General features: G+C 39.4%; 24 protein-coding genes and 6 tRNA genes. 10 read left to right on the top strand and 20 right to left on the bottom strand.

Annotated features, from left to right (window positions below):
* Window positions 1-367: 367 nt before the first annotated feature.
* Window positions 368-2,911, bottom strand: coding sequence for an ABC transporter permease (locus tag J4N24_RS11845; protein WP_207533891.1), 2,544 nt, complete (start codon window positions 2,909-2,911; stop codon window positions 368-370).
* Window positions 2,912-2,913: 2 nt separating this feature from the next.
* Window positions 2,914-3,603: an ABC transporter ATP-binding protein gene (locus J4N24_RS11840; protein ID WP_207533890.1), complete on the bottom strand. Its 690-nt coding sequence runs from the start codon at window positions 3,601-3,603 to the stop codon at window positions 2,914-2,916.
* 147 nt (window positions 3,604-3,750) lie between these two features.
* Here J4N24_RS11840 and J4N24_RS11835 point away from each other — a divergent pair, with 147 nt between their 5' ends.
* From J4N24_RS11835 to J4N24_RS11825, 3 genes are all read left to right on the top strand, one after another.
* Complete coding sequence (locus J4N24_RS11835; RefSeq protein ID WP_207422095.1) at window positions 3,751-4,413, top strand: arylesterase; 663 nt, start codon at window positions 3,751-3,753, stop codon at window positions 4,411-4,413.
* Between the two features lie 90 nt (window positions 4,414-4,503).
* Window positions 4,504-4,869, top strand: coding sequence for a hypothetical protein (locus J4N24_RS11830; RefSeq protein ID WP_207533889.1), 366 nt, complete (start codon window positions 4,504-4,506; stop codon window positions 4,867-4,869).
* A 354-nt stretch (window positions 4,870-5,223) separates the two neighbouring features.
* Window positions 5,224-6,102, top strand: coding sequence for a DUF4349 domain-containing protein (locus J4N24_RS11825; RefSeq protein ID WP_207533888.1), 879 nt, complete (start codon window positions 5,224-5,226; stop codon window positions 6,100-6,102).
* 42 nt (window positions 6,103-6,144) lie between these two features.
* Here the strand turns inward: J4N24_RS11825 and J4N24_RS11820 are convergent, their stop codons facing one another.
* The 3 genes from J4N24_RS11820 to J4N24_RS11810 are packed head-to-tail and all read right to left on the bottom strand — an operon-like array spanning window position 6,145 to window position 8,799.
* The gene (locus J4N24_RS11820; RefSeq protein WP_207533887.1) at window positions 6,145-6,990 is read right to left on the bottom strand and encodes a transglutaminase-like domain-containing protein; all 846 of its coding nucleotides are present in this window, start codon (window positions 6,988-6,990) and stop codon (window positions 6,145-6,147) included.
* On the bottom strand, window positions 6,980-7,729 hold the full coding sequence (locus tag J4N24_RS11815) for a proteasome-type protease (protein ID WP_207533886.1): 750 nt from the start codon (window positions 7,727-7,729) through the stop codon (window positions 6,980-6,982). The genes J4N24_RS11820 and J4N24_RS11815 overlap by 11 nt, the downstream gene beginning before the upstream one ends.
* A 59-nt stretch (window positions 7,730-7,788) precedes the next feature.
* On the bottom strand, window positions 7,789-8,799 hold the full coding sequence (locus tag J4N24_RS11810; protein ID WP_207533885.1) for an alpha/beta hydrolase: 1,011 nt from the start codon (window positions 8,797-8,799) through the stop codon (window positions 7,789-7,791).
* Window positions 8,800-9,004: 205 nt separating this feature from the next.
* Here J4N24_RS11810 and J4N24_RS11805 point away from each other — a divergent pair, with 205 nt between their 5' ends.
* Window positions 9,005-9,310, top strand: a complete 306-nt coding sequence (locus J4N24_RS11805; protein ID WP_207533884.1) for a YgaP family membrane protein — start codon at window positions 9,005-9,007, stop codon at window positions 9,308-9,310.
* A gap of 48 nt (window positions 9,311-9,358) precedes the next feature.
* On the opposite strand, the gene J4N24_RS11800 is transcribed toward J4N24_RS11805, so the two are convergent.
* Window positions 9,359-10,189, bottom strand: a complete 831-nt coding sequence (locus tag J4N24_RS11800) for an alpha/beta hydrolase (RefSeq protein ID WP_207533883.1) — start codon at window positions 10,187-10,189, stop codon at window positions 9,359-9,361.
* Window positions 10,190-10,418: 229 nt separating this feature from the next.
* On the opposite strand from J4N24_RS11800, the gene J4N24_RS11795 reads away from it, so the two are divergent.
* Window positions 10,419-12,614, top strand: coding sequence for an LruC domain-containing protein (locus J4N24_RS11795; RefSeq protein ID WP_207533882.1), 2,196 nt, complete (start codon window positions 10,419-10,421; stop codon window positions 12,612-12,614).
* 53 nt (window positions 12,615-12,667) lie between these two features.
* Here J4N24_RS11795 and J4N24_RS11790 read toward each other — a convergent pair whose 3' ends face one another.
* From J4N24_RS11790 to J4N24_RS11775, 4 genes are all read right to left on the bottom strand, one after another.
* The gene (locus J4N24_RS11790) at window positions 12,668-12,811 is read right to left on the bottom strand and encodes a hypothetical protein (protein ID WP_207533881.1); all 144 of its coding nucleotides are present in this window, start codon (window positions 12,809-12,811) and stop codon (window positions 12,668-12,670) included.
* Between the two features lie 113 nt (window positions 12,812-12,924).
* The gene (locus tag J4N24_RS11785) at window positions 12,925-13,779 is read right to left on the bottom strand and encodes an HAD-IIA family hydrolase (RefSeq protein WP_207533880.1); all 855 of its coding nucleotides are present in this window, start codon (window positions 13,777-13,779) and stop codon (window positions 12,925-12,927) included.
* Window positions 13,780-13,803: 24 nt separating this feature from the next.
* A complete protein-coding gene (locus tag J4N24_RS11780; protein ID WP_207533879.1) occupies window positions 13,804-14,841 on the bottom strand; it encodes an aminoglycoside phosphotransferase/kinase family protein in 1,038 nt (345 codons plus the stop codon).
* A 28-nt stretch (window positions 14,842-14,869) separates the two neighbouring features.
* Complete coding sequence (locus J4N24_RS11775; RefSeq protein WP_207533878.1) at window positions 14,870-16,228, bottom strand: glutamine synthetase family protein; 1,359 nt, start codon at window positions 16,226-16,228, stop codon at window positions 14,870-14,872.
* Window positions 16,229-16,281: 53 nt separating this feature from the next.
* On the opposite strand from J4N24_RS11775, the gene J4N24_RS11770 reads away from it, so the two are divergent.
* Window positions 16,282-16,743: a gamma-glutamylcyclotransferase family protein gene (locus J4N24_RS11770; protein WP_207533877.1), complete on the top strand. Its 462-nt coding sequence runs from the start codon at window positions 16,282-16,284 to the stop codon at window positions 16,741-16,743.
* Window positions 16,744-16,799: 56 nt separating this feature from the next.
* Here J4N24_RS11770 and J4N24_RS11765 read toward each other — a convergent pair whose 3' ends face one another.
* On the bottom strand, window positions 16,800-17,810 hold the full coding sequence (locus J4N24_RS11765; protein ID WP_207533876.1) for a glutamine synthetase beta-grasp domain-containing protein: 1,011 nt from the start codon (window positions 17,808-17,810) through the stop codon (window positions 16,800-16,802).
* A gap of 343 nt (window positions 17,811-18,153) precedes the next feature.
* On the bottom strand, window positions 18,154-18,876 hold the full coding sequence (locus J4N24_RS11760) for a hypothetical protein (protein WP_207533875.1): 723 nt from the start codon (window positions 18,874-18,876) through the stop codon (window positions 18,154-18,156).
* Between the two features lie 244 nt (window positions 18,877-19,120).
* Here J4N24_RS11760 and J4N24_RS11755 point away from each other — a divergent pair, with 244 nt between their 5' ends.
* Window positions 19,121-19,375 (top strand): hypothetical protein, encoded by a 255-nt coding sequence (locus tag J4N24_RS11755; protein ID WP_207533874.1) that lies wholly within the window; start codon window positions 19,121-19,123, stop codon window positions 19,373-19,375.
* Window positions 19,376-19,417: 42 nt separating this feature from the next.
* Here J4N24_RS11755 and J4N24_RS11750 read toward each other — a convergent pair whose 3' ends face one another.
* From J4N24_RS11750 to J4N24_RS11720, 7 genes are all read right to left on the bottom strand, one after another.
* Window positions 19,418-19,726, bottom strand: coding sequence for a hypothetical protein (locus tag J4N24_RS11750; RefSeq protein ID WP_207533873.1), 309 nt, complete (start codon window positions 19,724-19,726; stop codon window positions 19,418-19,420).
* A gap of 130 nt (window positions 19,727-19,856) precedes the next feature.
* Window positions 19,857-19,928 (bottom strand) — tRNA-Glu (locus J4N24_RS11745).
* Window positions 19,929-19,955: 27 nt separating this feature from the next.
* Window positions 19,956-20,031, bottom strand: a tRNA-Met gene (locus J4N24_RS11740).
* A 43-nt stretch (window positions 20,032-20,074) separates the two neighbouring features.
* Window positions 20,075-20,146, bottom strand: a tRNA-Glu gene (locus J4N24_RS11735).
* 26 nt (window positions 20,147-20,172) lie between these two features.
* A tRNA-Met gene (locus tag J4N24_RS11730) sits at window positions 20,173-20,248 on the bottom strand.
* Window positions 20,249-20,291: 43 nt separating this feature from the next.
* Window positions 20,292-20,363, bottom strand: a tRNA-Glu gene (locus J4N24_RS11725).
* Between the two features lie 26 nt (window positions 20,364-20,389).
* A tRNA-Met gene (locus tag J4N24_RS11720) sits at window positions 20,390-20,465 on the bottom strand.
* 110 nt (window positions 20,466-20,575) lie between these two features.
* On the opposite strand from J4N24_RS11720, the gene era reads away from it, so the two are divergent.
* The 3 genes from era to J4N24_RS11705 all read left to right on the top strand — a co-directional run bounded on the left by era (window position 20,576) and on the right by J4N24_RS11705 (window position 23,213).
* The gene (era, locus tag J4N24_RS11715) at window positions 20,576-21,454 is read left to right on the top strand and encodes a GTPase Era (protein WP_207533872.1); all 879 of its coding nucleotides are present in this window, start codon (window positions 20,576-20,578) and stop codon (window positions 21,452-21,454) included.
* A gap of 164 nt (window positions 21,455-21,618) precedes the next feature.
* Window positions 21,619-22,920: a ribosome biogenesis GTPase Der gene (der, locus tag J4N24_RS11710; RefSeq protein WP_207533871.1), complete on the top strand. Its 1,302-nt coding sequence runs from the start codon at window positions 21,619-21,621 to the stop codon at window positions 22,918-22,920.
* Between the two features lie 65 nt (window positions 22,921-22,985).
* The gene (locus tag J4N24_RS11705; RefSeq protein ID WP_207533870.1) at window positions 22,986-23,213 is read left to right on the top strand and encodes a hypothetical protein; all 228 of its coding nucleotides are present in this window, start codon (window positions 22,986-22,988) and stop codon (window positions 23,211-23,213) included.
* A 26-nt stretch (window positions 23,214-23,239) separates the two neighbouring features.
* Here J4N24_RS11705 and J4N24_RS11700 read toward each other — a convergent pair whose 3' ends face one another.
* The gene (locus J4N24_RS11700; protein WP_207533869.1) at window positions 23,240-24,862 is read right to left on the bottom strand and encodes a S41 family peptidase; all 1,623 of its coding nucleotides are present in this window, start codon (window positions 24,860-24,862) and stop codon (window positions 23,240-23,242) included.
* Between the last annotated feature and the right edge of the window lie 58 nt (window positions 24,863-24,920).

Below are 24,920 nucleotides of genomic sequence, written 5' to 3'. Positions count from 1 at the left end.
GAGCCATCCGGGAAGTTAATTGCGTTAGGTGGTAGCTAAACAAAATTAGTTCTAACAAAGAGGAATATGACTACCTTCTTCATTAGAACTAAATTGTAAACCCTAAATTCTATTAACTAAACTCATCTAACAGCACGGCATTTGCGAAATCTATGCCAGCTGTTTTCTGCTATTTCAGCCTCCTGTTCTTCCTGAACTTATAACCGTCTTTATTATCCTAGGGATTATGAAAAATTTAGGATCAGGAGAAATCATTAATTAAAAAAACTTTTTCGCCTTATTACAAACTACTAGTATTTCAAAGCCTTCAACATTTAAGTGTAGAAATTTTTTCCCCATTTTTCACCTAAACATCTCGAAATCGGCACTATAGATCTTTTCTCAACACTTCCAAGGGAGGCCGGTTAAGAATGCCCCGGATATTAAAGAGCCCTATAATGACCGTTAGCATTGAAATAGCAACAAACAAGACCAATGCAGGAGAAAGATCAGGTGCAAAGGCGGTCTTAAAACTAAACTTAGCTAATGCCCAGCTAGCAAGGATAGAGAGCAATATTCCGGTAAAAGAAGCTAAGGCCCCTAGAAAGAAATATTCGAGAGCGGTGATTATGAGTATTTGCCGCCTTTTTGCGCCCATTGTTCGTAACAGGACACTCTCTTGTATCCGCTGGTATTTACTTATAAGAACAGATGCTATTAGCACTACAACACCGGTAACGATACTGAAAGCCGCCATGAACTTTATCACGAAGCCTATTTTAGTCAGGATCTCGTCGAGCACACTCAGCACGAGTGTTAGATCAATAACAGATATATTCGGAAATTTTTGAACCAACTGTTGCTGAAAAGATACTGAAGCTTTGCTATCAGGCACTCTAGTTATCAGCACATGAAATTGAGGAGCATCTTCCAAAACTCCTTTCGGAAACAGCACCCTGAAATTAGTTTGAATACGGTTCCAATCTACCTCTCTAAAGCTTCCAACGATCGTAGGGACCAAGGCTCCCTGCACGTTAAAGGTCAGGGTGTCTCCAACGTTAACACGTATCCGGTTAGCATACTGTTCTTCAAGGGAGACGTAAATCGTACCGTCTTTATCTGTATTTCCACGCCATTTGCCTTCGCTAATTCTTTCGGCCGCAGTTAAGGTATCACGAAAGGTAACACGGAGTTCTGAACCGAATGCTTTTGGGGAAATTTTCGAGCTGCTGTCTTTTTTAACTTCCGCAGCGGTTTTGCCATTTATTTCTTCAATCCTTACTGTAATTATCGGCACCTGTTGAATTATTGGCAGCCTATTCGCCTGTGTAACACGAGCAATTTCTTGCTTTTGTTCCGGCTGAATATCAAAGAGGACTATATTTGGCTGATTCCCGCTTGCGGAAAGGCTTACCCGTTTTATTAAAATGTCTTGAACAAGAAAAAGAGTGCTGATAAAAGCAGTACCAAGACCGATAGTGACAATCAATATAAGTGTTTGATTATTGGGGCGAAAAAGATTGGCCAAACCTTGCCGCAACAGGTAACTACCTGAAGTGGGAAAGAAACGGCGAACCATCCAGACAAGAAGGGAAGCTATACCGGTAAGCACCAGGAAAGAAACGATCACACCTGCCGTAAAGATCAGTGCCTGTTTTATTCCGTCAAGCTGGAAATAACCAAAAGCAACTATAAACAAAAGCACGAGAGCGTAAACAAGCCATTTTAAGGGATCGTTTATTTTGCTGGCCCCTTCATGTACAACGCGAAGGGTATTTAGAGGCGAGATTTTGCGAATAGAAATTAAAGGAAGAAGCCCAAACAGAACTGAAATAACTAAACCAAGGAGAATCCCCTGCCCTATCGCAGCCCAAGAGATATTAGAGCTTATCGCAACCGGTAGGATGTCCTTCAGTACTAGGGGAAGCAACTGTTGTACTAATGTTCCTATTGCGGCTCCAATAATTCCGCCTATGAGTCCGATGCCTGCTATTTGGATCAGATAGATCAGAAAAGCTTCCCATCCCTTCAGACCCAGGCAGCGAAGAACGGCAATAGAATTTATTTTTTCCCTGATATAGATATGAATTGAACTTGCTACACCAATACAACCTAAAAGTAAGGCGATAAATCCTACAAGGGATAGAAACTGGGTGAGATCTTCAAATGACCTTCCTGTATCCTTTTTCTGCGAAGCGATGGTGTCGTAATCCAGACCTTCCTTCTCAAGTTTGCCACTTATATTTTTTAGCGTTTTCTCGACTTGGGTAGCGTTGCCGATCCTATAGAAATATTTATAATTTACCCGGCTCCCCCTTTGCATTAATCCTGTCTTTTGCAGATACCTAAAGGGAATATATACAATGGGAGCAATAGAGGATGAAAGACCTGTTTGTCCGGGTGCCTTGTTTAAGACGCCCGCTATCTCGAATGAAAGCTCGCCTACTTTGATCGAGTCGCCAACTTTCGTGTTAAACTGAAGCATTAAAGTTTTATCAACTAATGCGTCTCTTCCCTGCCTGAAAGTTTTACCTGCAGCGGCCGGCTCTGTCTCGATTTCCCCATAATAAGGGTAATTGCCCTCTAATGCCCTGATTTGAACAAGTCTGGTACCGCCAGCTGTAGGAAAAAGCACCATAGAAGCAAAGCTTTGTTCTTTTGAACGATCGTTTCCAATAGAATCCAATAGAGGAACAATTTTGTCAGATGGCTTTTTATTTGAGGAAACAACGAGATCTGCCCCCAGTAGTGTTGCTGCCTGATCATCAATATCTTCAGCAAGATTATCTCCAAAAGAATAAATGGCTACCAGGGCGGCTATACCAAGGATAATAGATGAAATAAAAAGAAAAAGCCTGGAACGGTTACGGCGACTATCGCGCCATGCCATTTTAAAAAGCCAGGGAAGATTTAAAGGTCTTTTACTTTCCATCTTTAAGCGCTTGTTACAAATTCATCACTGATAATTGCACCGCCCTTAATGCGTATTATCCTCTGAGTTTTTTGAGCGAGATCCATGTCGTGCGTTACCAAAACCAGGGTTGTGCCTTGCTCATGATTCAAATCAAAAAGCAATTTTACTATGCGGGCGCTTGTCTCGGCATCGAGGTTACCGGTTGGCTCATCAGCAAATAGGATCTTAGGACTATTAGAAAAAGCCCTGGCAAGCGACACTCTCTGCTGTTCTCCTCCGGATAGTTGCGATGGGTAATGATGACCTCTTGAAGCCAGACCTACCTTATCAAGCAGATCCAACGCACGGCCTTTTATATTCTTTTCGCCTCTCAATTCTAAGGGAACCATCACGTTCTCAAGAGCTGTAAGGGTAGGTAAGAGCTGAAAATTCTGGAAAATGAATCCCACATGTTCATTACGTACCTGAGCTCTCTTATCCTCGCTCAACTGATCAATTCGTAAACCGTTTAATTCTATGGAGCCAGAAGAACTTCTATCGAGCCCGGCACACAAGCCTAGCAAAGTAGTTTTGCCACTACCGGAAGGGCCAACAATAGAAACGGTGGAGCCTGCCTCTATTGAAAAATTTACCTCATTTAATACCGTTAAATTTTTCCCGGCACTCTGATAGGTTTTACCTAGATTTTCAACTTTTAATATTTTATCCACTAGTTTAGCTTGTGTTTGTTTTATTTGTTTGATTCCTATCTTAGGAGAATATTACAAATCGTATGTAAAACTATTGTAAGAGGGGCATGTTTAAAACTCTTACAAAGATTTAGCACTTGTTGCTTTAAAATTACTTTGATTCCGTTTATGCAAAGATTACCCATTATCCTCCTGGCATTATTACTGATAGTAGCGTCGTGCTCTGGTAACAAGCCTGAGAAAGAGAAGCAAAGTGAGAAAAAAGAAAAAATGACAGAGATAAAAAACCTTGTATTTTTTGGTAATAGTTTAACAGCTGGGTATGGGCTGGAAGATCCGTCAGACGCATTTCCTGCAGTGATACAGAGAAAAATCGACTCTCTAAAACTCCCTTATAAAGTAATCAATGCAGGCTTAAGCGGTGAAACCACAGCAGGTGGCAAAAGCCGTATAGACTGGTTACTAAAACAGAAAGTGGATGTATTTGTGCTCGAGCTGGGCGCGAATGATGGTCTTCGGGGCATCCCTGTCACCGAAACGAAGAAAAACCTTCAAGCTATTTTAGACAAGGTAAAAGCTAAATATCCAGAAGCTCAATTGATCCTATTGGGAATGGAAATACCTCCTAATATGGGAGGCACCTACGTTCAACAATTCCGGTCGATATTTAGACAAGTGGCAGAAGCAAATAAGATTCCGTTCGTCCCATTTTTATTAGAGGGAGTCGCTGGCAATGTAAAGCTTAATTTAAAAGACGGCATACACCCTACAGCAGAAGGATATAAGATCGTAGCTGAAAATGTATGGGAAGTCCTGAAAGAAGAACTTTAATTCGGAACATGCATTTTCATTAAGAATTATCATAACATCTTCGCCTCTTGGCATGATATTTCTGTTCTCATAGAATCTACCTCAAATGCTATGAAAACCTTAATAATAACATTGACTGCTTCGCTAATTTTATCGGTTTCATCTTTTGCTCAAAGCAAAAAAGATAGTTTGAAACTGCGGGCCGACCTTGACGCCATCCGTCAAGGCAAACAAGTAAAGTCAGGTAAAACAAAAAGTGTGGTGCGGGCTAATACACCGGTGGCTAAAGTTGATACTGGTGCTATCAAATCGGGCACTCCAACCCCTATTACGCCTACGCCTAACAACCCTAATCCTCATGACCCACGCCCAAGCGTAATTAACCCTAACTCTTCTACCACCCCTCCGGAAAATCCAACAGTCCCTCCTGGCTCACCTAAAGGACCCGAATTTGATCCGAACAAAAAGAAAGAATAATAATTCTTAAAAAGCTGGGTTACATTTCCACCTACCGCGTATTAATTTAAAAGAAACAAAAAGTATATGACAGCAAAGAATATCCCCTAAGCAAGCAACAACACTTAGCGCAAAACAATCGCTATATATCATCTAAAATTAACAAAACACGATTTTTTCACGAAAAACCAATTGCTGAAATTTCTATTTCAGTATACTTTCAAGCAATCTTAATTTTTTCTTAAAAGTTAATTAAACGAAAAAAAGAACTCGTAATGACATGCTATTGCCTAATTAAGAGCTCAAGCAAAAGTGTGATCAGAAACGCTTACAAATTAAAATAACAGAACAATTTAACCCTATACCCACGCTAAAATGAGAACTATTAATTTTTCATTAGGGATGCTTATTGCCCTAACTTTTGCAGCCTGTAGTTCAAACAAAGGTAACTACGAGTCAGATTCAGCTTCGGCCGACTCCACTTCTATTGAAACTTCCGTATCGGATCTCCCAGCTACTGAGACAAAACTGGTGAAGACTGCTAATATAGAGTTTAAAGTACATGATGTTTATAGAAGCAGCCGTCATATTTCTCTGTCTGTAAGAAGCCTGGGAGGTCTGGTTACTCACCATAATATTGAAAGCACTCCTCAAGGAAGTAAAACTATCCCTCTATCCAATGACTCACTCCTTATTGTTTCATCTTATGATGTTGAAGCAGAAATGACAGTACGAATTCCTTCTAATCACCTGGAAGAGTTTGTTCAGGCAATAGCAGATGACGCCACATTTATAAAACAGGCGAGGTTAGATGTAGACGACCGTAGTATTGATTTTCTCTCTTCGAGCCTAAAACAGCAAAGCAGACAAAAAATCCTGGATGCCCAGAACCTGAAGGAGAAGTTAAAAACTAAAGACGCATTAACTATTGCCGACGAGCAGGATCAGGTAATTGAACAGAAGATGAATAATTTGAGAACCGAGGCGAACACGAGGTACAGTACCATGGAGCTGAGGTTTAATCAAAATACATTGATAAAGAAAGAAGCTATTCCTAATAATGATCTGAGTACTTACCGATCTCCGACAACTCAAAGGTTCGGTGACGCTCTTGCCACAGGTCTGAACTTCACTATGGATCTCATTATCGGCATTACTCATCTCTGGGCTTTTATTCTATTAGGAATAATAGGGTGGCTTGCCTACAGATATTTTTCGAAGCACTGGAAACAGAAAGCTAGTTCTTTACACTAATAGAAATGTGCCAATGCAGAGTAATTAAGTGCTCTGCATTTCTTATGAATAGGATACAGCAACAGTTGAGTCGGGATTATAGAAAATTGGGCTAAATCCCTCCTCTGCCAGATCGCAAGCCACTTCTATCCAACTACAGTTCACGTTTCCGAAAAGATTAGCAATGGCTGTATCTGCAGCATCCCTTCCGGTTGCTATTTTCACTAAGCCGTTTAACGGAGCTAATTTTGTAGCATCAAAAATCACCCACTCTCCTCCAAGATAGGCTTCAAAGCAGGCGTGAAAGTCAGCCGGTTTTAAGAGATAAGAATAGCCTGTAAAGTACCGGGCAGGAATGGATAGAGCGCGACATAAGGCTATACCCAAATGAGCAAAATCACGACAAACGCCAGCCAACTCAGTAACCGTATCATATGCGGAAGTTTGAGAATTAGTAGAACCGCTTAAGTATTCAACATTGTCGTGGATCCAGTCAGAAATCGCCAGCACTTTATTAAACGCAGGTTCAATACTGCCAAACTTATTATTTGCAAAACGATACAATTTATCCGACTGACAATATCGACTGGGATTTAAGAAGGTTAGTATATCTGCGGGCAATTCATCCACAGGAACTTCATTTAAGGAACTTATATTTAAACACTTAAAAGAATTATCAACCAGTGCCTGATATCCAATCTTGATATTCGTTGCTCCATTTACTTTAAATCTAACAAGCCTGCTCTCATAACCGGCACTGTTAATTTCCTCGCTTTTTATATAAGGTTCAATGTTAAAGGCTTCTTCGAGGATAGTCTGCGAGGGTGTTCTTAAAGCATGAACGTTTAAAATTATGGTGGAATCCTCCTGAATGCGATACTCAAGACGACTTGAGACATTAAACTTCATTTTCCTCGGCTTTACAGGTGTCCATCTTATCGAAAGCAGCATGCATCCATTCGTTAGATATATTCTGCAAAGACTTTTTTAATTCAGTAGCCCACTGCGCCGAGATGTTCTCCAAATCATGCTTTTCGTAACGATGCTCAATCAGTTGGAAGCTATTTTTTCTATATAGGACCACATCAATAGGAAAATCAACATCATTAGCGCTGGCCCTGGTGGAATCAAATGACAAGAATCCGGTTTTCAGTGCCAGTTCCATGCTCGAATCATTATGAAGGGTTCTTTGAAGGATGGGCTTTCCGTGCCCCGAATTCCCAATAATTACAAAAGGAGATCCCTCATCCAACTCTACCCAGTTCCCTTCAGAATACAATAAAAACATCTTATGCTCATCATCATCCTGTAATTGTCCTCCAATGATCGTGGTTAAGTTGAATTTAAATCCCGACTGCTCCAAAGCTGCCCTGTCCTCTTTAGCTACTCTTCGTACCTGTTCTCCAAAGGCATTGACAGCTTTATATAACTTGTTAAACTCTGTACCTCCGTCAATCAGCTCTTTGAAATAAATGACCGCCTTATCCCTCACGGAACGAAGCCCGCTGGTCATAATAAAAATGGAATGCTGTTCCCGCTGATCCACATAAACCTTTTTTTTGGAGGTTGTATCCGTTCCCGAAGTAATACGGGTATCGGCAATAGCAACAAGTCCTTCTTTAACTTTAATTCCTAAACAATAAGTCATATAAACAGAGCACAAAAATACAAGGTTGAAATATAAGGATATTAAGCCGCAAGTCCTTTTTAATTTGAAGATCCCTTAAAAACCTTATCTAAAAAATTAACAGTAAATTCAACTGTATCATTAAACCAGGGATGAAATAAAGGAAAAACATGTGGAGCTTCAGGAAAGGTTCTGACCTCTGTGTAGATCCCATATTGGTTCAACTTTGAAATCATATCGTTTCTTCCGGCATGCATTCTTGCAACAGAACTGTTTATAAAAAGTATGGGAGGGGTCTGCGAACTAACATGGTTCAAAGCACCTGCTTCATGCCACAATTCTGGATTCTCAGCTTTAGGCACCCCAAACCATAAGGTTGCTGCCGACTTGCCTTTGCTATCGTCGCCTTCCCCTGATTCTGGATGTATGAAGGCTAGGGTTCCGTCCAGGTCCACTATCGCCTGTACATTACTGGAGTAATTGGAATAACAGGCATTTCCTTCATCAAACTTCTTTACCCCAGTAGTGGTACCAATCAAACTGGCAAGTTGCCCACCAGCAGAAAACCCGAGCACTGCAATTTTGGTAGTATCTATCCTGAATGAACCTGCATTTGCCTTAGCCCAGCGGATAGCCGCCTTCAAATCCTGCACCGCAGCAGGATATAAAGCTTCAGTTGAAAGCCGATACTCCGCATTCACAGCTACATAACCATTCTTTGCAAGTTGCTGAGCGAGGGGAATATTTTGAGAACGCTCTCCAGATCTCCATCCCCCACCGTGAATAAGGATAACAGCAGGATAAGCCTTTTTGGATTTTTTAGCAGGATAAAATACATCCAGGTTTAAATTCCTTGCACTTGAAACCCTGCAATAATTAATATCCTTCTTTGCCTTAACTCCTTTCGGCAAGTCATCCGAAACCATCTGAATATTGGGATAAGCCTTCTTAGTTTTTACATAAGTGCTATATAAAGCGAAAGACGTATCTCTTGAAACTGAAGTGGTTTGACCTTTTGATCTATTAAGAGAAAGTACAGTTAAACCAACTGCAATAAAAAAAGAAAATGAATTCTTTGCTAAGTTCTGCATAAAAAATATCAGTAATGCCTTTAGTTAACAACAACTAAAATACAAGCTTTTAGCGAGGTTATCCGAGGTATATTTATTTGTCAATAAAATCGAATTCTAATAAACACTATAAAAGTCAGATGGTTAAATATAAATCTACCAAGGGTAAAGCAAGTTATAAACAAGCAGAAACCCAAATCAAGAAAACAATAACTAATTGAAAAACATGAACAATTCAATGATCACCAAGGTATCTGAAACCTTAAACAAAAATGTTTTACAGCAAAATCCTGAGGCTAATGTAGAAAAGTCAGAACGCCTGGTTTCTTTAGGTGCCGGAGCTTTTCTCGCTTTAAAAGGTTTAACCAATGTATTTTCACATCCATGGCTTGCAATAGCTGAACTAGGTATTGGAGGATCACTACTATATCGTGGTGTAACTGGATACTGCGCGGTGAAAGAGAAACTTGAGAACGAGATTGACAACTCCGTACGAGTACCACAATCAGCAATGCCAACCGAGGCGTACTAAGATCGGGGTCTTACAAGGCAATATTATCAAAATATATTGCCTTGTATTTTATTTAAACTTGCTAAAATACCTGCTCATAAATAGCAATTGGTAAAGGATTGCATTATCCCAATACGGCCAATTGTGTCCTCCGGGTCTAACTATATAATCATGAGGGATCTTCTTTTCAAGAAGCTTCTGATGAAAATTATTATTTACCTCAAAAAAGAAATCTTCAGTGCCACAATCAATAATCAGGTCTAAACTACCTGGTCTTAATAGATCGATCATATTAATCACCGTGTTTCGATCCCAGCTTTGCGGAACGTCTGAATAGCTGCCCAAACGCTTCGCAATCTCCCAGTTTTTCGGGAATGGTCTAAAATCAACACCACCGCTCATACTTCCCGCTACTCCATAAACGTCCTGATGCTTAAATGAAAGGTACATTGCACCATGCCCTCCCATACTGAACCCTGTTACCCCTCTACCCTTTCTATCTTTTATTGTTCTATAGCGACCATCCACCCAGCTGACCAACTCTTTGGCTGTATAAGTTTCATATTTCCAGGCATTATCGGTTGGACTGTCAAAATACCAGCTTCCAATATTACTATCAGGACAAACCAGAATAACTTTAAATACGTCAGAATAATTCTTAATAGCAGGAATGGCATTAACAAAACTAGAGTAGCGGCCCCCGTAACCGTGCAACAGATACACAACTGGGTATGCGGCAGTTGATGCTTTATAATCTGCGGGAGTAATGATTACTGCCTTTATATTCTTTTTCATAGCCTCACTATAAGTATCTACGGTATCAACTTCAGCCGCATGGCTCGTGGTAATGAGTAAGTTTCCAAAAAAGAAGAAAGCTAAGAACAATTTGAAGTTTCTCATAGTGCAAATATATTGTCTTTAATAGCTACTAACACCTCGATTATGCAATTCCAGTGTGTATGAATGTAGAAATACAACCCCAGATTTTAAAATAAATCCCGGCATGGCCACGAACTAAAAAGTAAACCATAACCTAACAGGTCGCTTCTACGTATAAAAACGCTGTCTTTCACACATTGGCACATATGTTGAAAATACAAAGGACTTATCATTCAAGAAAAGGGACAGTATGAGAAAATATTTACTATGCATGACGGTGCTCGCATCGTTCGTCTTTAATGCCTGTAACAAGGAATCGGATATAGAAAAATCGTTGAACGCGAAGAAATTATCTGATGTGAAAGTACCGGAAGGGTTTACCTGGGAATCATCGAGAAATGTAACCTTCAACATTGATATTACAGACAATAGTTTTGGAAACCTATTAAGTGTTGTTGCTATCTATGGCCCTGACAGTAAATTAATAGCAAAAGGATCCGCAGGTGTAGGAAAGCCTTTTACAACCACTGCTTATCTTCCTAATACAATTACTGAAGCTTATATAATCCGGACAGCTCCTGACAATTCAAATACCTCAGAGAAAGTCACACTTAATAAAACGGACATCAATGTAAGTTTTGCCAAGAGTGCTACAACTGTAAGTAATACAAAATCCGGCAATAAAGTATTAGCTACTAGTCCTAATTGTACATCCGGATGCGATCAAACGGTTGCAATTAATAACAACTATCAAACTATTACTATTTCAGGTGGAAAAACATTTTGTGTAAGTGGATCTAATAAAGTGATTAATGTGTCTTTCACAAATGGAGGTGGAACATTAAGACTTTGCGGATCAAATATTACCATTCAGGATTTAGATGATAATAAGATCAATGATCCAATGAAAATTGTTGTTACGGAAGGCGCTACCATAACCTTTGACGATAAGAACAATAAAGCGACTAACTTCAACCAGAACAATAATACGTTTGAGAACTACGGAACAGTTACTTTTAATGGGGGAATTAACCTTGCAGGTATTTTAACCAATAATGGAATAATGAACGTTGTTGGGGAGTACAGTACGGAAACTCAAACAGATCCTCAGACTATCCACACCAACAATGGAAGTATTACTGTAAATGGATTAATGGATGTTGGTTCCAACAGCCTTTTCTACAATAACGGTTCTATCAAAACCACAGATTTCAGGGTTTTCAATCATGCCACTTTCTTTAACTATTGCAAGCTTTGGGTGACGAATGAATATGATCATAGCACCATAATGAAAAACTATGGTTATATCCGTGTTGATTCTAAAACATTTATCAATGGAACCTCTGAACTTGGACAATACAATGGAGCTCAACTAACAACAAAAGACATAAAGATTAATGGTACAATAAAAGGGTACAACAATACATCCCTGGTTAAAGTAACCAATGAAACTGAGCTTACAGGAGCAGGCACAATCACTGGGGCACTTCAATATTGTGACGCTAATGGTCTTGAAAAAAACCTCGGCACTATTAACGGCGGGGCTACATTAGCTTGCAGCTTACTTGTTCCAATTTCCAGCTGTAATCCTGAAGGAAATGGAACTCCAACGATCATTGATACAGACGGAGATGGAGTTCCAGATAATTTGGATGATTATCCTGCAGACGCTACAAAGGCATTTATTAATTATGCTATTCTTGGTGGTGCGGACGCAGGTGCTACGGTTACTTTCGAAGATATGTGGCCGATTAAGGGTGATTATGACCTTAATGACGTAGTAATGTCTTACCAATTGAAAATCATTAGCAACGCCTCAAATACAGTAGTGCAGGTAGATGGCAATTACACCCTTACAGCAAGGGGAGGAATTTTCCATAACGGATTTGGAATTGAATTCCCGATAACCAGATCTGCAGTTAGTGACGTAACTGGCGCTACGCTGGAGGCTGGCCAAACGAAAGCAGTGATCATTCTATTCAGCGATATGCATAAAGAAATGTACTATATGAATACGAGATTGGAAGATCCTAAGTCTCCATCAGTAGCCTATAGTTTCAGTTTCAAGGTTACTGATGGAACAAAACTGTCTGACTTCGGCTTAAATGAATATAATCCATTCATTTGGAGTCAGGATGCAGGCCGTGGTGCAGAAGTCCATCTTCCGGGTAAAACACCAACCTCTTTAGCTAACACAAGCTTATTTGGAACAGGCGATGATAAATCTTCTCCTTCCCAGAAAAAGTACTATGTAACAGCAGAAGGATACCCATGGGCTATAAGCGTGCCAATTAAATCCTTCACATATCCCATAGAAGGAAAAGATATCATCACAGCCTATCTAAAACTTCCTGAGTGGATTACTTCAGGTGGTACTAAATACAAAGACTGGTATTCAAATACAACTAATGACTACAGGAATAAGGAAAACTTATTTGTTCCTTAAATTCTCTGAATAAAATAAAAAGGGCTTGCCGGATCATCTCCTGCAAGCCCTTTTTATTTTGCCACCAGGGTAGACTTTACAACAGCCTCAACCGGGTTAGATGTATCCCTTCCTGATTCCTTATCTTCAAATGCCTGATTCAATATCACTGCAAGCACTAACAGCGTAACTGTGATAATAACATTTACAGTATTCATAATTTTAAGAATTACAGTAAATGTAGAGCTATAAAGGCCATTACTCAATTGTAATTAGGCAGGCTGCTGATTGTTCTCGGTGAATCGACGATTAAAGGCGGTTATTTCCAACACTACTTATTAACTACTGCGGATTCACAGATATAAGTAGGCACAATTCCTGTTGAATTAATTTTGGTTTCAGCCTCACCAGACAGGGTGTTTCCGCTTAATACAAGCACCGTATCAAAGCCAAACTTATTTCCTCCTAAAATATCTGTATGTAAGGTATCTCCTACCATTACAATATCTTTTTTAGTAATTGGAAGCCTTTCTCTTATCAGATCATAAGCAAACATGAACATCTGGCTATCGGGCTTACCAAATCGTATAAATTTGCGCCCTACGATTGTTTCAATCATACTTGCCACCCCTCCCGCAGCAATAGCAACCTCGTTGCGCGTAACCGGATAAGAAAAATCAGTATTAGCTACAATGACAGGAATCGGCTTTTTTCTAATTAAATTGACAGTTTTATTCAGGTCGCTAAACCAGTCATATCCCTCATCGTCCAGAAATACAAGAGCGCTTACTTCATCAATGTTATTTTCGTTTACAGCACTTACCGGCAAGGTATGCAAACCAGAACTGTCTATGTAATGGGCTGAATTGCTGGTTCCCAGATAAGCTACAATTCCCTCATGAACCTTAAGGTCCAGGTATTCTTTCGCAAGCATCCCAGATGATATGATACATTCCTGAGTAACGGCATCGAGTCCAACACGGTGATATGATTCGGCCAACTGAAGAGGGCTTCGTGAAGCGTCATTTGTTACAATGTAAAACTCTTTATTCTGTTCCCTCAAATATTCAAAGGTTCTTTCTATCCCGGGAACAAGTCCGTTATAATTTTTCAAAACCCCATATGCATCAAAGAAGACGATCTGATATTGATCTATAACAGATTTAAAATTAGATAACTGTATCATTAAGTTATAAAGATATAGGATTTCCTACTTTAATTTAAGACGGTCCAAAATTTTACGGGCATCAAAGGCTGTATCTACAGAAGGCAGATAGATGTCAAAAGCCTCTTTCTGTAATTTCTCAGCATACTGCTCACTAAAGAAGTACTTCCCGTCCTTTATTACATAGTTGAGTATGAAGAACCGGTACACTTCTTTCAGAAAACGCACTTCATTCGATGTCAGAGGATTTACGTTATGATATTCTTCCAAAAATATCAGAAAGCGTTCTTCCATTAAAGTAGTGACTACATAACTAAATACCGTCCTATCTCCAACATCAGAAACTACCCTGCTCAGGAAATAGAAGTCCATCATCCGGGTACTCATGCGAAACCAGTCGTAATCCCATCTTGAAAACAACTTTTGGTTTGAAGTGACAGAAAAGTTACCGATGTTCCAATCGATAAAGACTGGGATAGATTCGAATGCATCAGCCTTACACTTCAACCTGTTGACCAGAAATTTCTCGCAGTGGCTTCGCAATATCTCCTTTTGTGGTTCGTCAAACTGGCGCTGCGTTTTCCTGCTCAATTGCTTAAGTAACACATTGATATCAGTTCGAAGGGTTTTTGAAGATTTTGGCAACACGCTTTTTGCACTGGAACAAGCTTTATGGAAACGGCCCATTTGCTCACCCAGCTTTCGGATCTGCGATTCGTCTAATCTACGTGGTAAGCGCTCCTGAACACGGACGGGATTATAAAAGACTACCCATGCATCTGTTTTCGCTTTGTTATAGCGGTAGGTAAATACCCGATTATTTTTTAAAAGAGATTTAGCAAGGACGTTATCAAACGGATAAAGAAGGTTATTAGCAAGCGTATGAATTATTCTATGATCTTCCTTGAAATGATCATACTTACCAAAATACGATAATTTAGCAATTACAATGTCCTCATCCTCAAAAGTGACTCTAAAAACATGATTTGTGGATACCATTGCACTGATATCTTCAATCTTATGAATAATTTTGAAAGGATTGAACTCCTTCCATGCTTTCTTTATAATGAGAGAATAATCCATTGAGAAAAATGTGTGTGTTTACCTATTATTAAATGATCTCGAAATAGCGCTTTAATTCCCAATCTGTTACCTGACTGGAGAATTGCTTCCATTCCCATAATCTGGAGTTTGTGAAGTGCTCCACAAATGCAGCTCCGAACAATTCTTTTGCAAGATCAGAGCCTTGCATCTTAATGGAAGATTCGTAAAGGTTGGCCGAAAGCCTTTTATAATCCTTATTCGCATAGGCGCTTCCAATAGTTCCAACTTGTTCAAGATTAAGCTTGTTCCTAATGCCATAAAGGCCCGCAGCTAAAGAAGCAGCTATTGCCAAATAGGGATTAGAGTCAGAACCCGGTACTCTCATCTCTAACCTTGTATATGATTCTGTTGTATTAATTACCCTTACCGCTGCAGTTCTATTTTCAATCCCCCAACTCACTGTAGTAGGTGCCCATGCTCCCTCTACAAGCCTTTTATAACTGTTGATTGTTGGAGCAAACATCGGCATTATATCTGGCAAACAGTAGAGCAGACCGGCCAGATACTGTTTCATCAGTTCGCTCATCTTATTCTCGTCACCCTCATTAAAGAAAAGGTTCTGCTGTTTATCCTTAGTCCACAAGCTTTGATGGATGTGCCCGCTGCAACCTGGAAGTTGAGCATTCCATTTAGCCATAAAAGAGGCCATTATGCCATGCCGATACGCAATTTCCTTTACGGCAGTTTTTAACAATACAGCCTTATCTGCTGCTCTTAAAGCCTCATCATGTATGATTGCAGCCTCATACACCCCTGGTCCAGTCTCTGTATGTAATCCTTCCAATTCTACTCCAAAACCACCAAGCAGATCAAAAAGATCATTATTAAAATTGCTGTTTAAAGAAGGCCTCAAAATAGAATAGCCGAACATACCAGGAGTTAAAGGCTCAGGATTAACATACTGCTTCTCACTAAGTGAGTCAGGGGTTTCTTTAAAATTGAACCATTCAAACTCCTGTGCAAATTCGGTATGAAAACCAAGGCTTTCACAATCTGCAATAATCTGTTTAAGCAGACTTCTGGGGCAAGCCGGGTGATCAGATCCTTTTATACCGCTAAAATCAGCAATAAAAAAAGGCATGTTGTTTTCCCAGGGAATAGAGCGGAAGGTATTTAGGTCTATTCTGCAAAGCTTGTCAGGAAAACCAGTATGCCATCCTGTTACATTCACCTTATCGTAAAGCTCATCATTGCTATCCCAGCCAAAAACAACATCACAGAAACCATATCCATTCTCCAGGCCGCTTATAAATTTTTTGCTATTGATTATCTTACCGCGTAATACACCGTCGATATCTGCAAAAGCAAATTTCACTTTAGTCACCCCTTTTTCTCTTAAATAGCTGATGATCTCCTTATTATCCATGGGCATTTCCTTTTAACGCTGAATGAAGCTAAAACACGTTAAATATAAACTATTTGAAGAGCAAATCGGAGATAGCTTTCTGCAAATTATTTGATATCTTCATCAAGATGGAGAACTATCAAACTCAACTTCTATTCGTATATGGGACCCTGTTATTGGCAGACAACAAATACGGTGAATTTCTTTTACAACACGCTGAAATGGTGTGTATTGCGAAGTTTCCAGGAGAGCTATTTGATCTCGGAACTTATCCCGGAGCTATTTATAATTCTAAAAAAAAGGAATTTGTTGAGGGAAGGATCTTTAAAATGGATAATATAGATGAAGTACTTGCAACCCTTGATTATTACGAGGGAATTGGGGAGATAGATTGTGAATATGAACGAAGGATAATTGAAGTAGATACAGATGAAGGCTTGCGGCTTTGCTACTGTTATATCTTTAATCAACCCACTAATGGCAAAAGAAAAATCCTCGGAGGAAATTATCTCAATTACTTGAATCGAAAATGCTAAGCAAAAAAAATCCCCTGGAATTACTCCAGGGGATCAAATATTTGAAGTCTGCCAGACTAAGCCTGAACAGATTTAACAGTTTTGATAATACGAGCAGCTACTTTATATGGATCTGCCGCAGAATTTGGACGACGATCTTCTAAATAACCTTTCCAACCCCACTTCGGAACTTGAACAGGGATGCGGATAGAAGCACCACGGTCAGAAACTCCATAAGAAAAATCATGGATAGAAGCTGTTTCGTGTTTACCAGTTAAACGTTGATCATTGTCAGCACCGTAAACTTCAATGTGCTCTTTAACTACCGGACGGAAGGCTTCACAAACCCTTGTGAAAATTTCCTGGCTACCCGCAGTTCTTAACAGAGTATTAGAGAAGTTAGCGTGCATTCCAGAACCATTCCAGTCTAATTGCCCCAGAGGTTTACAATGCCAGTTAATTGATACTCCGTATTTCTCACCAATTCTTTCTAATAAATAGCGACCGATCCAAATCTGATCACCACAATCTTTAGCTCCTTTAGAGAAGATTTGGAATTCCCACTGTCCTGCAGCAACCTCAGCATTGATTCCTTCAACGTTAAGACCAGCTTCTAAACAAGCATCTAAATGCTCTTCTACGATTTCTCTTCCGAAAGCATTTTTTGCACCTACTGAACAATAGTATGGACCTTGTGGAGCTGGGTAACCACCTGCAGGGAATCCTAAAGGTTTATTAGTTTCATCATCCCATAAGAAGTACTCCTGCTCAAAACCAAACCAGAAGTCATTATCATCATCTTCGATAAGAGCACGGCCATTGCTTTCGTGAGGATTGCCATCTGCGTCTAATACTTCACACATTACTAAATACCCTTCTTTACGCTGAGGATCCGGGCAAATAAAAACTGGTTTTAAAAGACAGTCAGAAGAACCACCTGGTGCTTGCTCAGTTGATGAACCGTCAAAGCTCCACATTGGGCAATCCTCTAACTTCCCGCTGAAATCTTTTTCAATTTTTGTTTTGCTACGAAGGCTTTGAGTCGGTTTGTAACCATCAAGCCAGATGTACTCTAATTTTGCCGCCATTTTTTAGTGTTTGAGAATAATTTTATTAAACTTTTGGTATTGAAATAACAAATTCAATAATCTTCGGCACGAATTTATGTTATTTGTTTTAATTTTTTAAAAAAAAACGCGAAAAATCTTTTTTTCACTTGAATCTCTATCAGAAATAGGATCCAACTTAAATTCGTCTAAAAATCAGGGCCGAGCATTTTTATATTCAGTCCGCTTCACCTAACACAGGAGTCGCAAACACAAGCGATATAATTGATCAAAGAAGACTAATAAGCGTATTTTCTGAAGGAATAAAAATAAAAAAACCGCAAGGACCTGCGGTTTTTTAGTGAAGCGGTTTAGGTAAACGTCTTTAACCAGGTATAAAAGTAGTATCCATTATCTGCAGGTACTGAGAAAAGGATGAACCTAGCGTATTCTTTATATAATTTTTAACTTCTTCGGCCACTGCTACAAGATTATTCTCCTGCCTGTAAAGCAAAGCATCTCTATTATATCTTGCGGTGTTAAGTGCAGCCTCTGCTAGCTTTACATTTATAGTTTTCGATCGGAAGTTCGACTGCAACGCGTTAAGAGATGAGATCAAAAGCTTTCCTCTTTCAGAAGCACCTACTGCACTTTCTGAAACAAGGAGAATTAGCTCCTCAAAACTGTCCAAACGTTTCTCGAAAGAAAGACGCGATAAAAGAGCGTTAAACTTCAAAGTTTGTAACACTGCTACCTGTTCTGCGACTGCCACCCCACCTCCTCTTACTTCGTTTAATAAAGAGGATAAATTCTGCTTTTGAGAGGATTCCTCTTCAGATTTTTCGTAAACATCTAATATTTGCTTAGCCAGAACATCTATGCCCTCCCAAGCCTTTTTCCTTGATTCTACAGCAGCAGCATAAACTCCCAGCGATAAAGCTACACCTTGCATTACACTTTTCGCCTGCCTATGCAGAGTTTTTAAATGCATAAGTTTCAGCCCTTCTTTCTGTGGATTATAAAACTCCCCCAATACCTCTATACTTATAAGCAAACTTCCGAAATTGCTTACATTCTTAGCGTGGCTTGTTTCAGATGGAAATTCCATAAACTTTCGTGCTGATGAATTGTTGTTGAAATTACATTGAAGAAGTAAATGCTACAATTGGGTAAATCACCCTTTTTAGCACAGGTGTTTTATGCAAGAAAAAGGGATTAATAGGAAAAATAATCCGAAATATGACTATTTATTTCTCTATTGTTAATTTTTTTCCAAAATCTATTACTTAAATAGATAAGAGACTTTTTAGAAAATGCTTGTACTCGAAGTTCTTCATCAAAAATTTTAAGAAATGCATATCGAATTATCACCTAAATACGGACCCGGTTTAAACAATTTGATACAAAATTTAAGCCTTGAAGCACATACTACCAATTCATTCAATGCAGGTGGAGAAACAATAATATTATCAGCGTCTAAGGAAGACCTTCATAGGATACTGGAATCCAAGGAGGAAGATTTTATTAATGCGGGACTTGATAGTGGTAGCGCCTCATCCTTCCTATTCGAAGGACTGAAGGCTATAATAAAAGAGCAAATGGACTAAATTTTGCAAGCAGGGGTTCTCTAATAGCAAAAGCAAGGTTGATTAAAGAATGGATACCTCCCATGACCTCACTAATATAACTTCCTGCTCAAACAACTTAGCTAATTTAAATTTGTAACAACTCCACCATTCCCGGTCAAGCGATTGAACCATAAGTTCAAAAATTACAATATCATCTTTAACGGTTTTATCCTCCTTTTCCTTCCATAACCCTGTAGCCGGAGAACGGGTATAGGTAGTTATACCTCCAAACTTGTCAACAAGTTCCTTTCTGACAACAGAATAATAATTGGAGGAAAACTCCTGACCTGAATTATTATAAAGGGGTAAAAGAATCTGCACTAAATACATGCTGAATCAACAATGGAAACGTAAGAAAGTTATAAAGGTGAGTCCGGCTATATCTTTCAAATAAAAAAGCGAAGCACAAAAATAAGGACATAAAAAAAGCGAAACTTAAAGTTTCGCTTTTTAATTTTTGTAGTCCATAGGGGAATCGAACCCCTGTTTCAAGAATGAAAATCTTGCGTCCTAACCCCTAGACGAATGGACCATTTTCAGAGTGTCATTTCAACTCTTTTGGTAGCGGGGACCAGACTCGAACTGATGACCTTCGGGTTATGAGCCCGACGAGCTACCAACTGCTCCACCCCGCACTGTTTTTTCAATGGTGACTTCGATCGCTGAAGTCCTTTCAAGTAGTCCATAGGGGAATCGAACCCCTGTTTCAAGAATGAAAATCTTGCGTCCTAACCCCTAGACGAATGGACCATTTTTAGAGTGTCTCTCAACTCTTTTGGTAGCGGGGACCAGACTCGAACTGATGACCTTCGGGTTATGAGCCCGACGAGCTACCAACTGCTCCACCCCGCACTGTTTTTTCAATAATGACTTCAATCGCTGAAGTCTTTTCAAGTAGTCCATAGGGGAATCGAACCCCTGTTTCAAGAATGAAAATCTTGCGTCCTAACCCCTAGACGAATGGACCATTTTCAGAGTGTCATTTCAACTCTTTGGTAGCGGGGACCAGACTCGAACTGATGACCTTCGGGTTATGAGCCCGACGAGCTACCAACTGCTCCACCCCGCACTCTCTACAATTCGTTTTTTAAGCTTTCTTTTTAAATACTCACCCCCCGAATTGGAGTGCAAAGATATATTTCGTTTCTTTGTACTCCAAATCTTTTTTAAAAATTTTTTATGTCGCATAAAGCCGGTTTTGTGAGTATCGTTGGAAAGCCCAATGCAGGTAAATCAACTTTGATGAATGCATTGGTGGGTGAGAAGATGTCTATAATTACACCGAAAGCACAAACCACACGCCACAGGATATTAGGAATAGTGAATGAAGACGACTATCAAATAGTCTTTTCGGACACTCCAGGGGTAATTAAACCTCACTATGCATTACAGGAGAGTATGATGGGAGTGGTGAATGACTCCATAGTTGACGCTGATATCATCCTCCTTGTTACTGATATAAATGAAAGGCATGATGAAGCAGACGTAATTGAAAAATTAAAAAGCACATTATCCCCGGTCGCTGTTATCATCAATAAAATCGATAAATCAAGCCAGGAATTAGTTTCAGCTAAAGTAGAATTTTGGCAAAGCACCCTAAATCCCAAAGCAGTGTTTGCTGTTTCCGCTTTAAAGGAATACAATGTAAAATCGGTTATGGATTTTATCGTCGACCATCTTCCCGAACACCCGCCCTATTATGAAAAAGACACGTTAACAGACAGGAATGAGCGCTTTTTCGTTTCAGAGATGATACGGGAGAAGATCTTCAAGATCTATGAAAAGGAGATTCCGTATAGTACCGAGGTAATCATTACTTCATTTAAAGAAGAGGCAACGATAAACCGCATAAGCGCGGAGATTATAGTAGAACGTGACTCACAAAAGAATATTCTAATTGGTAAAGCAGGCGAAATGCTCAAAAGGGTAGGAACATATGCCCGTAAAGACATGGAAGAGTTCCTTCAAAAGAAAGTATTTCTGGAGTTATTTGTAAAAGTTATTCCGGACTGGAGAAGTAAAAAGAATTACCTTAAAAGATTCGGTTACGACGATTAATAATAAACTTACGATTTACATTTTTCAGTTTCACGTTTTTTTTAAATGTGAATCAATTTTGTAAATCGGAATAAGAATTGATCATATTTGAAACAGAGGCTTTTGTAAAGCCCAAATTAAAAGCAGAATCAGAAGATTAATATACTCTGATCCAAAAATTTAAAATGAGTAACATAGTAGCAATAGTAGGCCGTCCAAATGTAGGTAAATCGACCTTATTCAATCGTTTAACGGAAACACGCAAAGCGATTGTGGACGATTTCAGTGGCGTAACAAGAGATCGTCATTATGGGGTGGCCGAATGGATAGGGAAGCAATTTACAGTTATAGATACCGGTGGTTACGTAGCAAATTCTGAAGATGTCTTTGAAGCTGCTATCCGCGAGCAAGTATTGATCGCTATAGAAGAAGCTAGCGTTATACTGTTTATGGCAGATGTAACAACTGGTATAACTGACCTGGATGACAGCATAGCAGATATGCTTAGACGTAGCGACAAGCCTGTTTTTGTTGTTGCAAATAAAGTAGACAATAACATGTTGGTTAATGATCTACATGAATTCTACAGCTTTGGACTTGGTGAAATATATGGAATATCATCCATGACAGGTTCAGGTACAGGAGAACTGCTGGATGAAGTTGTAAAACATTTTGAAGATGCTGATTCAGATGAGACTACACTTCCAAAGTATGCTATTGTAGGCCGTCCCAATGTAGGAAAGTCTTCATTAATCAACGCTCTTGTTGGGAAAGAACGCAACATCGTTACTCCTATCGCGGGAACAACACGTGACTCCATTCATATTCACTACAACCAGTTTGGACACGAATTCATGTTAATTGACACCGCAGGCCTTCGTAAAAAAACCAAGGTTAAAGAAAACATTGAATTCTACTCTGTAATGAGGACCATCAAAGCTTTGGAGGAAGCTGATGTGGTGATCCTGATGATTGATGCAGTAGAAGGTCTGGAATCGCAGGACATCAATATTTTTCACTTAGCTGAGAAAAATAAAAAAGGAGCAGTTATCCTTGTAAATAAGTGGGATTTGATCGAGAAGAACCACAAGACTACAAAAGTCTTCGAAGATCAGATAAGGGATAAAATAGCACCTTTTTCTGATGTGCCAATTGTTTTCACATCCGTTCAGGAAAAACAAAGGATTTTTAAAGCAATTGAAGCGGCATCAAAAGTTTATGAAAATAAGCTAAAGAAGATACCTACTTCTAAACTGAATGATGTTATGCTTCCGATTATAGAAGCTTATCCTCCCCCTTCCTTAAAAGGTAAATATGTAAAGATCAAGTATATTACACAGATCAATGGTGCATCGCCCATGTTTGCATTCTTCTGTAATCTTCCTCAATACATCAAAGAGCCCTACAAGCGCTTCCTTGAAAATAAATTGAGAGAACATTTTGATTTTAGTGGTGTTCCTATTCAAATATATTTCAGACAGAAATAGAATAGCAACCATCCGAGCTGTTATTGCAGAACGGGCAATAACAGCTCGAATATCTTAAATCTACTATGAAGAAAACACTTATTGCATTCGCTTTAACAGCAACTGTATTTACCGCTTGTAATATGAGGGGGGATTCAGATCCGGACAGTGATGACAAGGATACCATTAACGCCGGAAAAGCTCATGAGAATATTATTCAAAACGAATTGAATAAAGACACATCTTCGAATAGCCCTGGTGATCAGGATACGGCTTCAACCAGAAGAGATACTGGTATAACAAATAAGCCATAGGCTAAGCTCAAATAAGTGATTTGTCATTATGGCCGATCATTTATTTGAGCTTTATTTAAAACTTCCAAAGCTTTCGCTACAGTTTTGTCACTAAGGTTCTTCACCTTATAAAACCCTTCCTCTCCAAAATAGTAACGTGCCATCAAAGCTTTAATCTGCAGAGATATTGCTGGCTTTGCATGGCTAAACTCTTTTGCATCAATCTCTACCTTTCTTGCTAATGCAAAAGCCCGAAACCTTCCGAGATCATTCTCTGAGACAACAAATTCTTTTAAAAATTCACCTAATGAACCAGAGCTCTTTTCGGGGCCGAAATGCTTATAGGAGAAATCCGTAATGATCCCCTTTGCGCTTAATGAAAAAAACAGATCATTATAAGCCGTAGTATCGATGGGAACGAAAACATCTGGTGTGATTCCTCCCCCGCCATAAATAGGCCTTCCTGCGGATGTTTTAAAAGTTTTATGCTTATCTGTGATGCTATCCGCATGCCGTCCCGCCAACTCCCCATTTTTGAAACGCTGTGTAACTTCTTCGAAGTATTTGTCGCTACCCTCTCCATATGGTTTTTGGATAGACCTTCCAGATGGGGTGAAGTATCTGGCAACAGTTAAGTTTAATGCCGAGCCATCTCCGAAATTAAATTGCTCTTGAACCAAGCCCTTGCCAAAACTACGTCTTCCAATAATGGTCCCGCGGTCAAGGTCCTGGATAGCACCGGCCAGAATCTCACTTGCAGAAGCAGAATTCTCGTCAATCAGTACAACTAATTTGCCTTTCTCAAATATCCCTTTTTCGGTAGCAAAATAATCTGTACGAGGTTCATGTTCTCCCCTTGTATAAACAATCAATTTCTTGTCAGGCAAAAACTCATCGGCAAGACCAGTAGCAGCATTTAAGTATCCACCACCGTTTCCCCGCAGGTCAAGAATTAATCCCTGCATACCAGCTTTCTTTAGTTGCTGCCCCTTCAATATAAAGTCTTCATCTGTATGTGCTCCAAATCGACTAATTTTAATGTAACCAACTTTATCCGACATCATATAACCCGCATCAAGACTGCTAATTGTTATCTTATCTCTTAATACTCCAACGGTCTTTAGCTCTGCACCACGTTTCAAGCTGATCTTTACCTCTGAACCTCTTCGGCCTTTTATGAGTCCAACTACTCGATCCGCTGTTATTTCTGTTCCAGCGATCACTTTATCTGCTACCTTGATTACCTGATCCCCTGGTCTGATTCCTGCCTTATAGGCTGGCCCCTCGGGATGGACAGCAGTTACAAACACTGTATCATTTAAAATCTGATATTCTACACCTATCCCATAGTAATTACCATCCAGATTCTCCGAAAAATGCTGCGCTTCATCAGGGGGTAAATAAGAAGAATGAGGATCAAGTCTTTTTAGAATTTGAGCAATAGCAAGATCTTTAAGGGTATCTACTCTAACAGGATCGACATAATTTTCCTGAATGATGTTTAGTACATGCTCTACCTTATCGGCACGACCGCCTAGAAAAGGAATAAAAGTACCGTTCTTAGAATTGGAACTTTCATTATGAAATTTGGGGCCAATAAGCATTCCCAGAACCACAGTTCCAGCATAACAGGCAGAAATGATCAAATTTTTTTTGGTAGTTGCTTGCATCTAAATCGGATGGCTAAAATTACAATTAAGCAAGGGCTTCAATTGTCATTAAAAGGTG

Origin of the sequence: Desertivirga arenae (assembly GCF_017355785.1) — a bacterium.
Classification (GTDB): Bacteria; Bacteroidota; Bacteroidia; order Sphingobacteriales; family Sphingobacteriaceae; genus Desertivirga; species Desertivirga arenae.
This window is presented reverse-complemented; position numbering and strand designations above follow the sequence as displayed.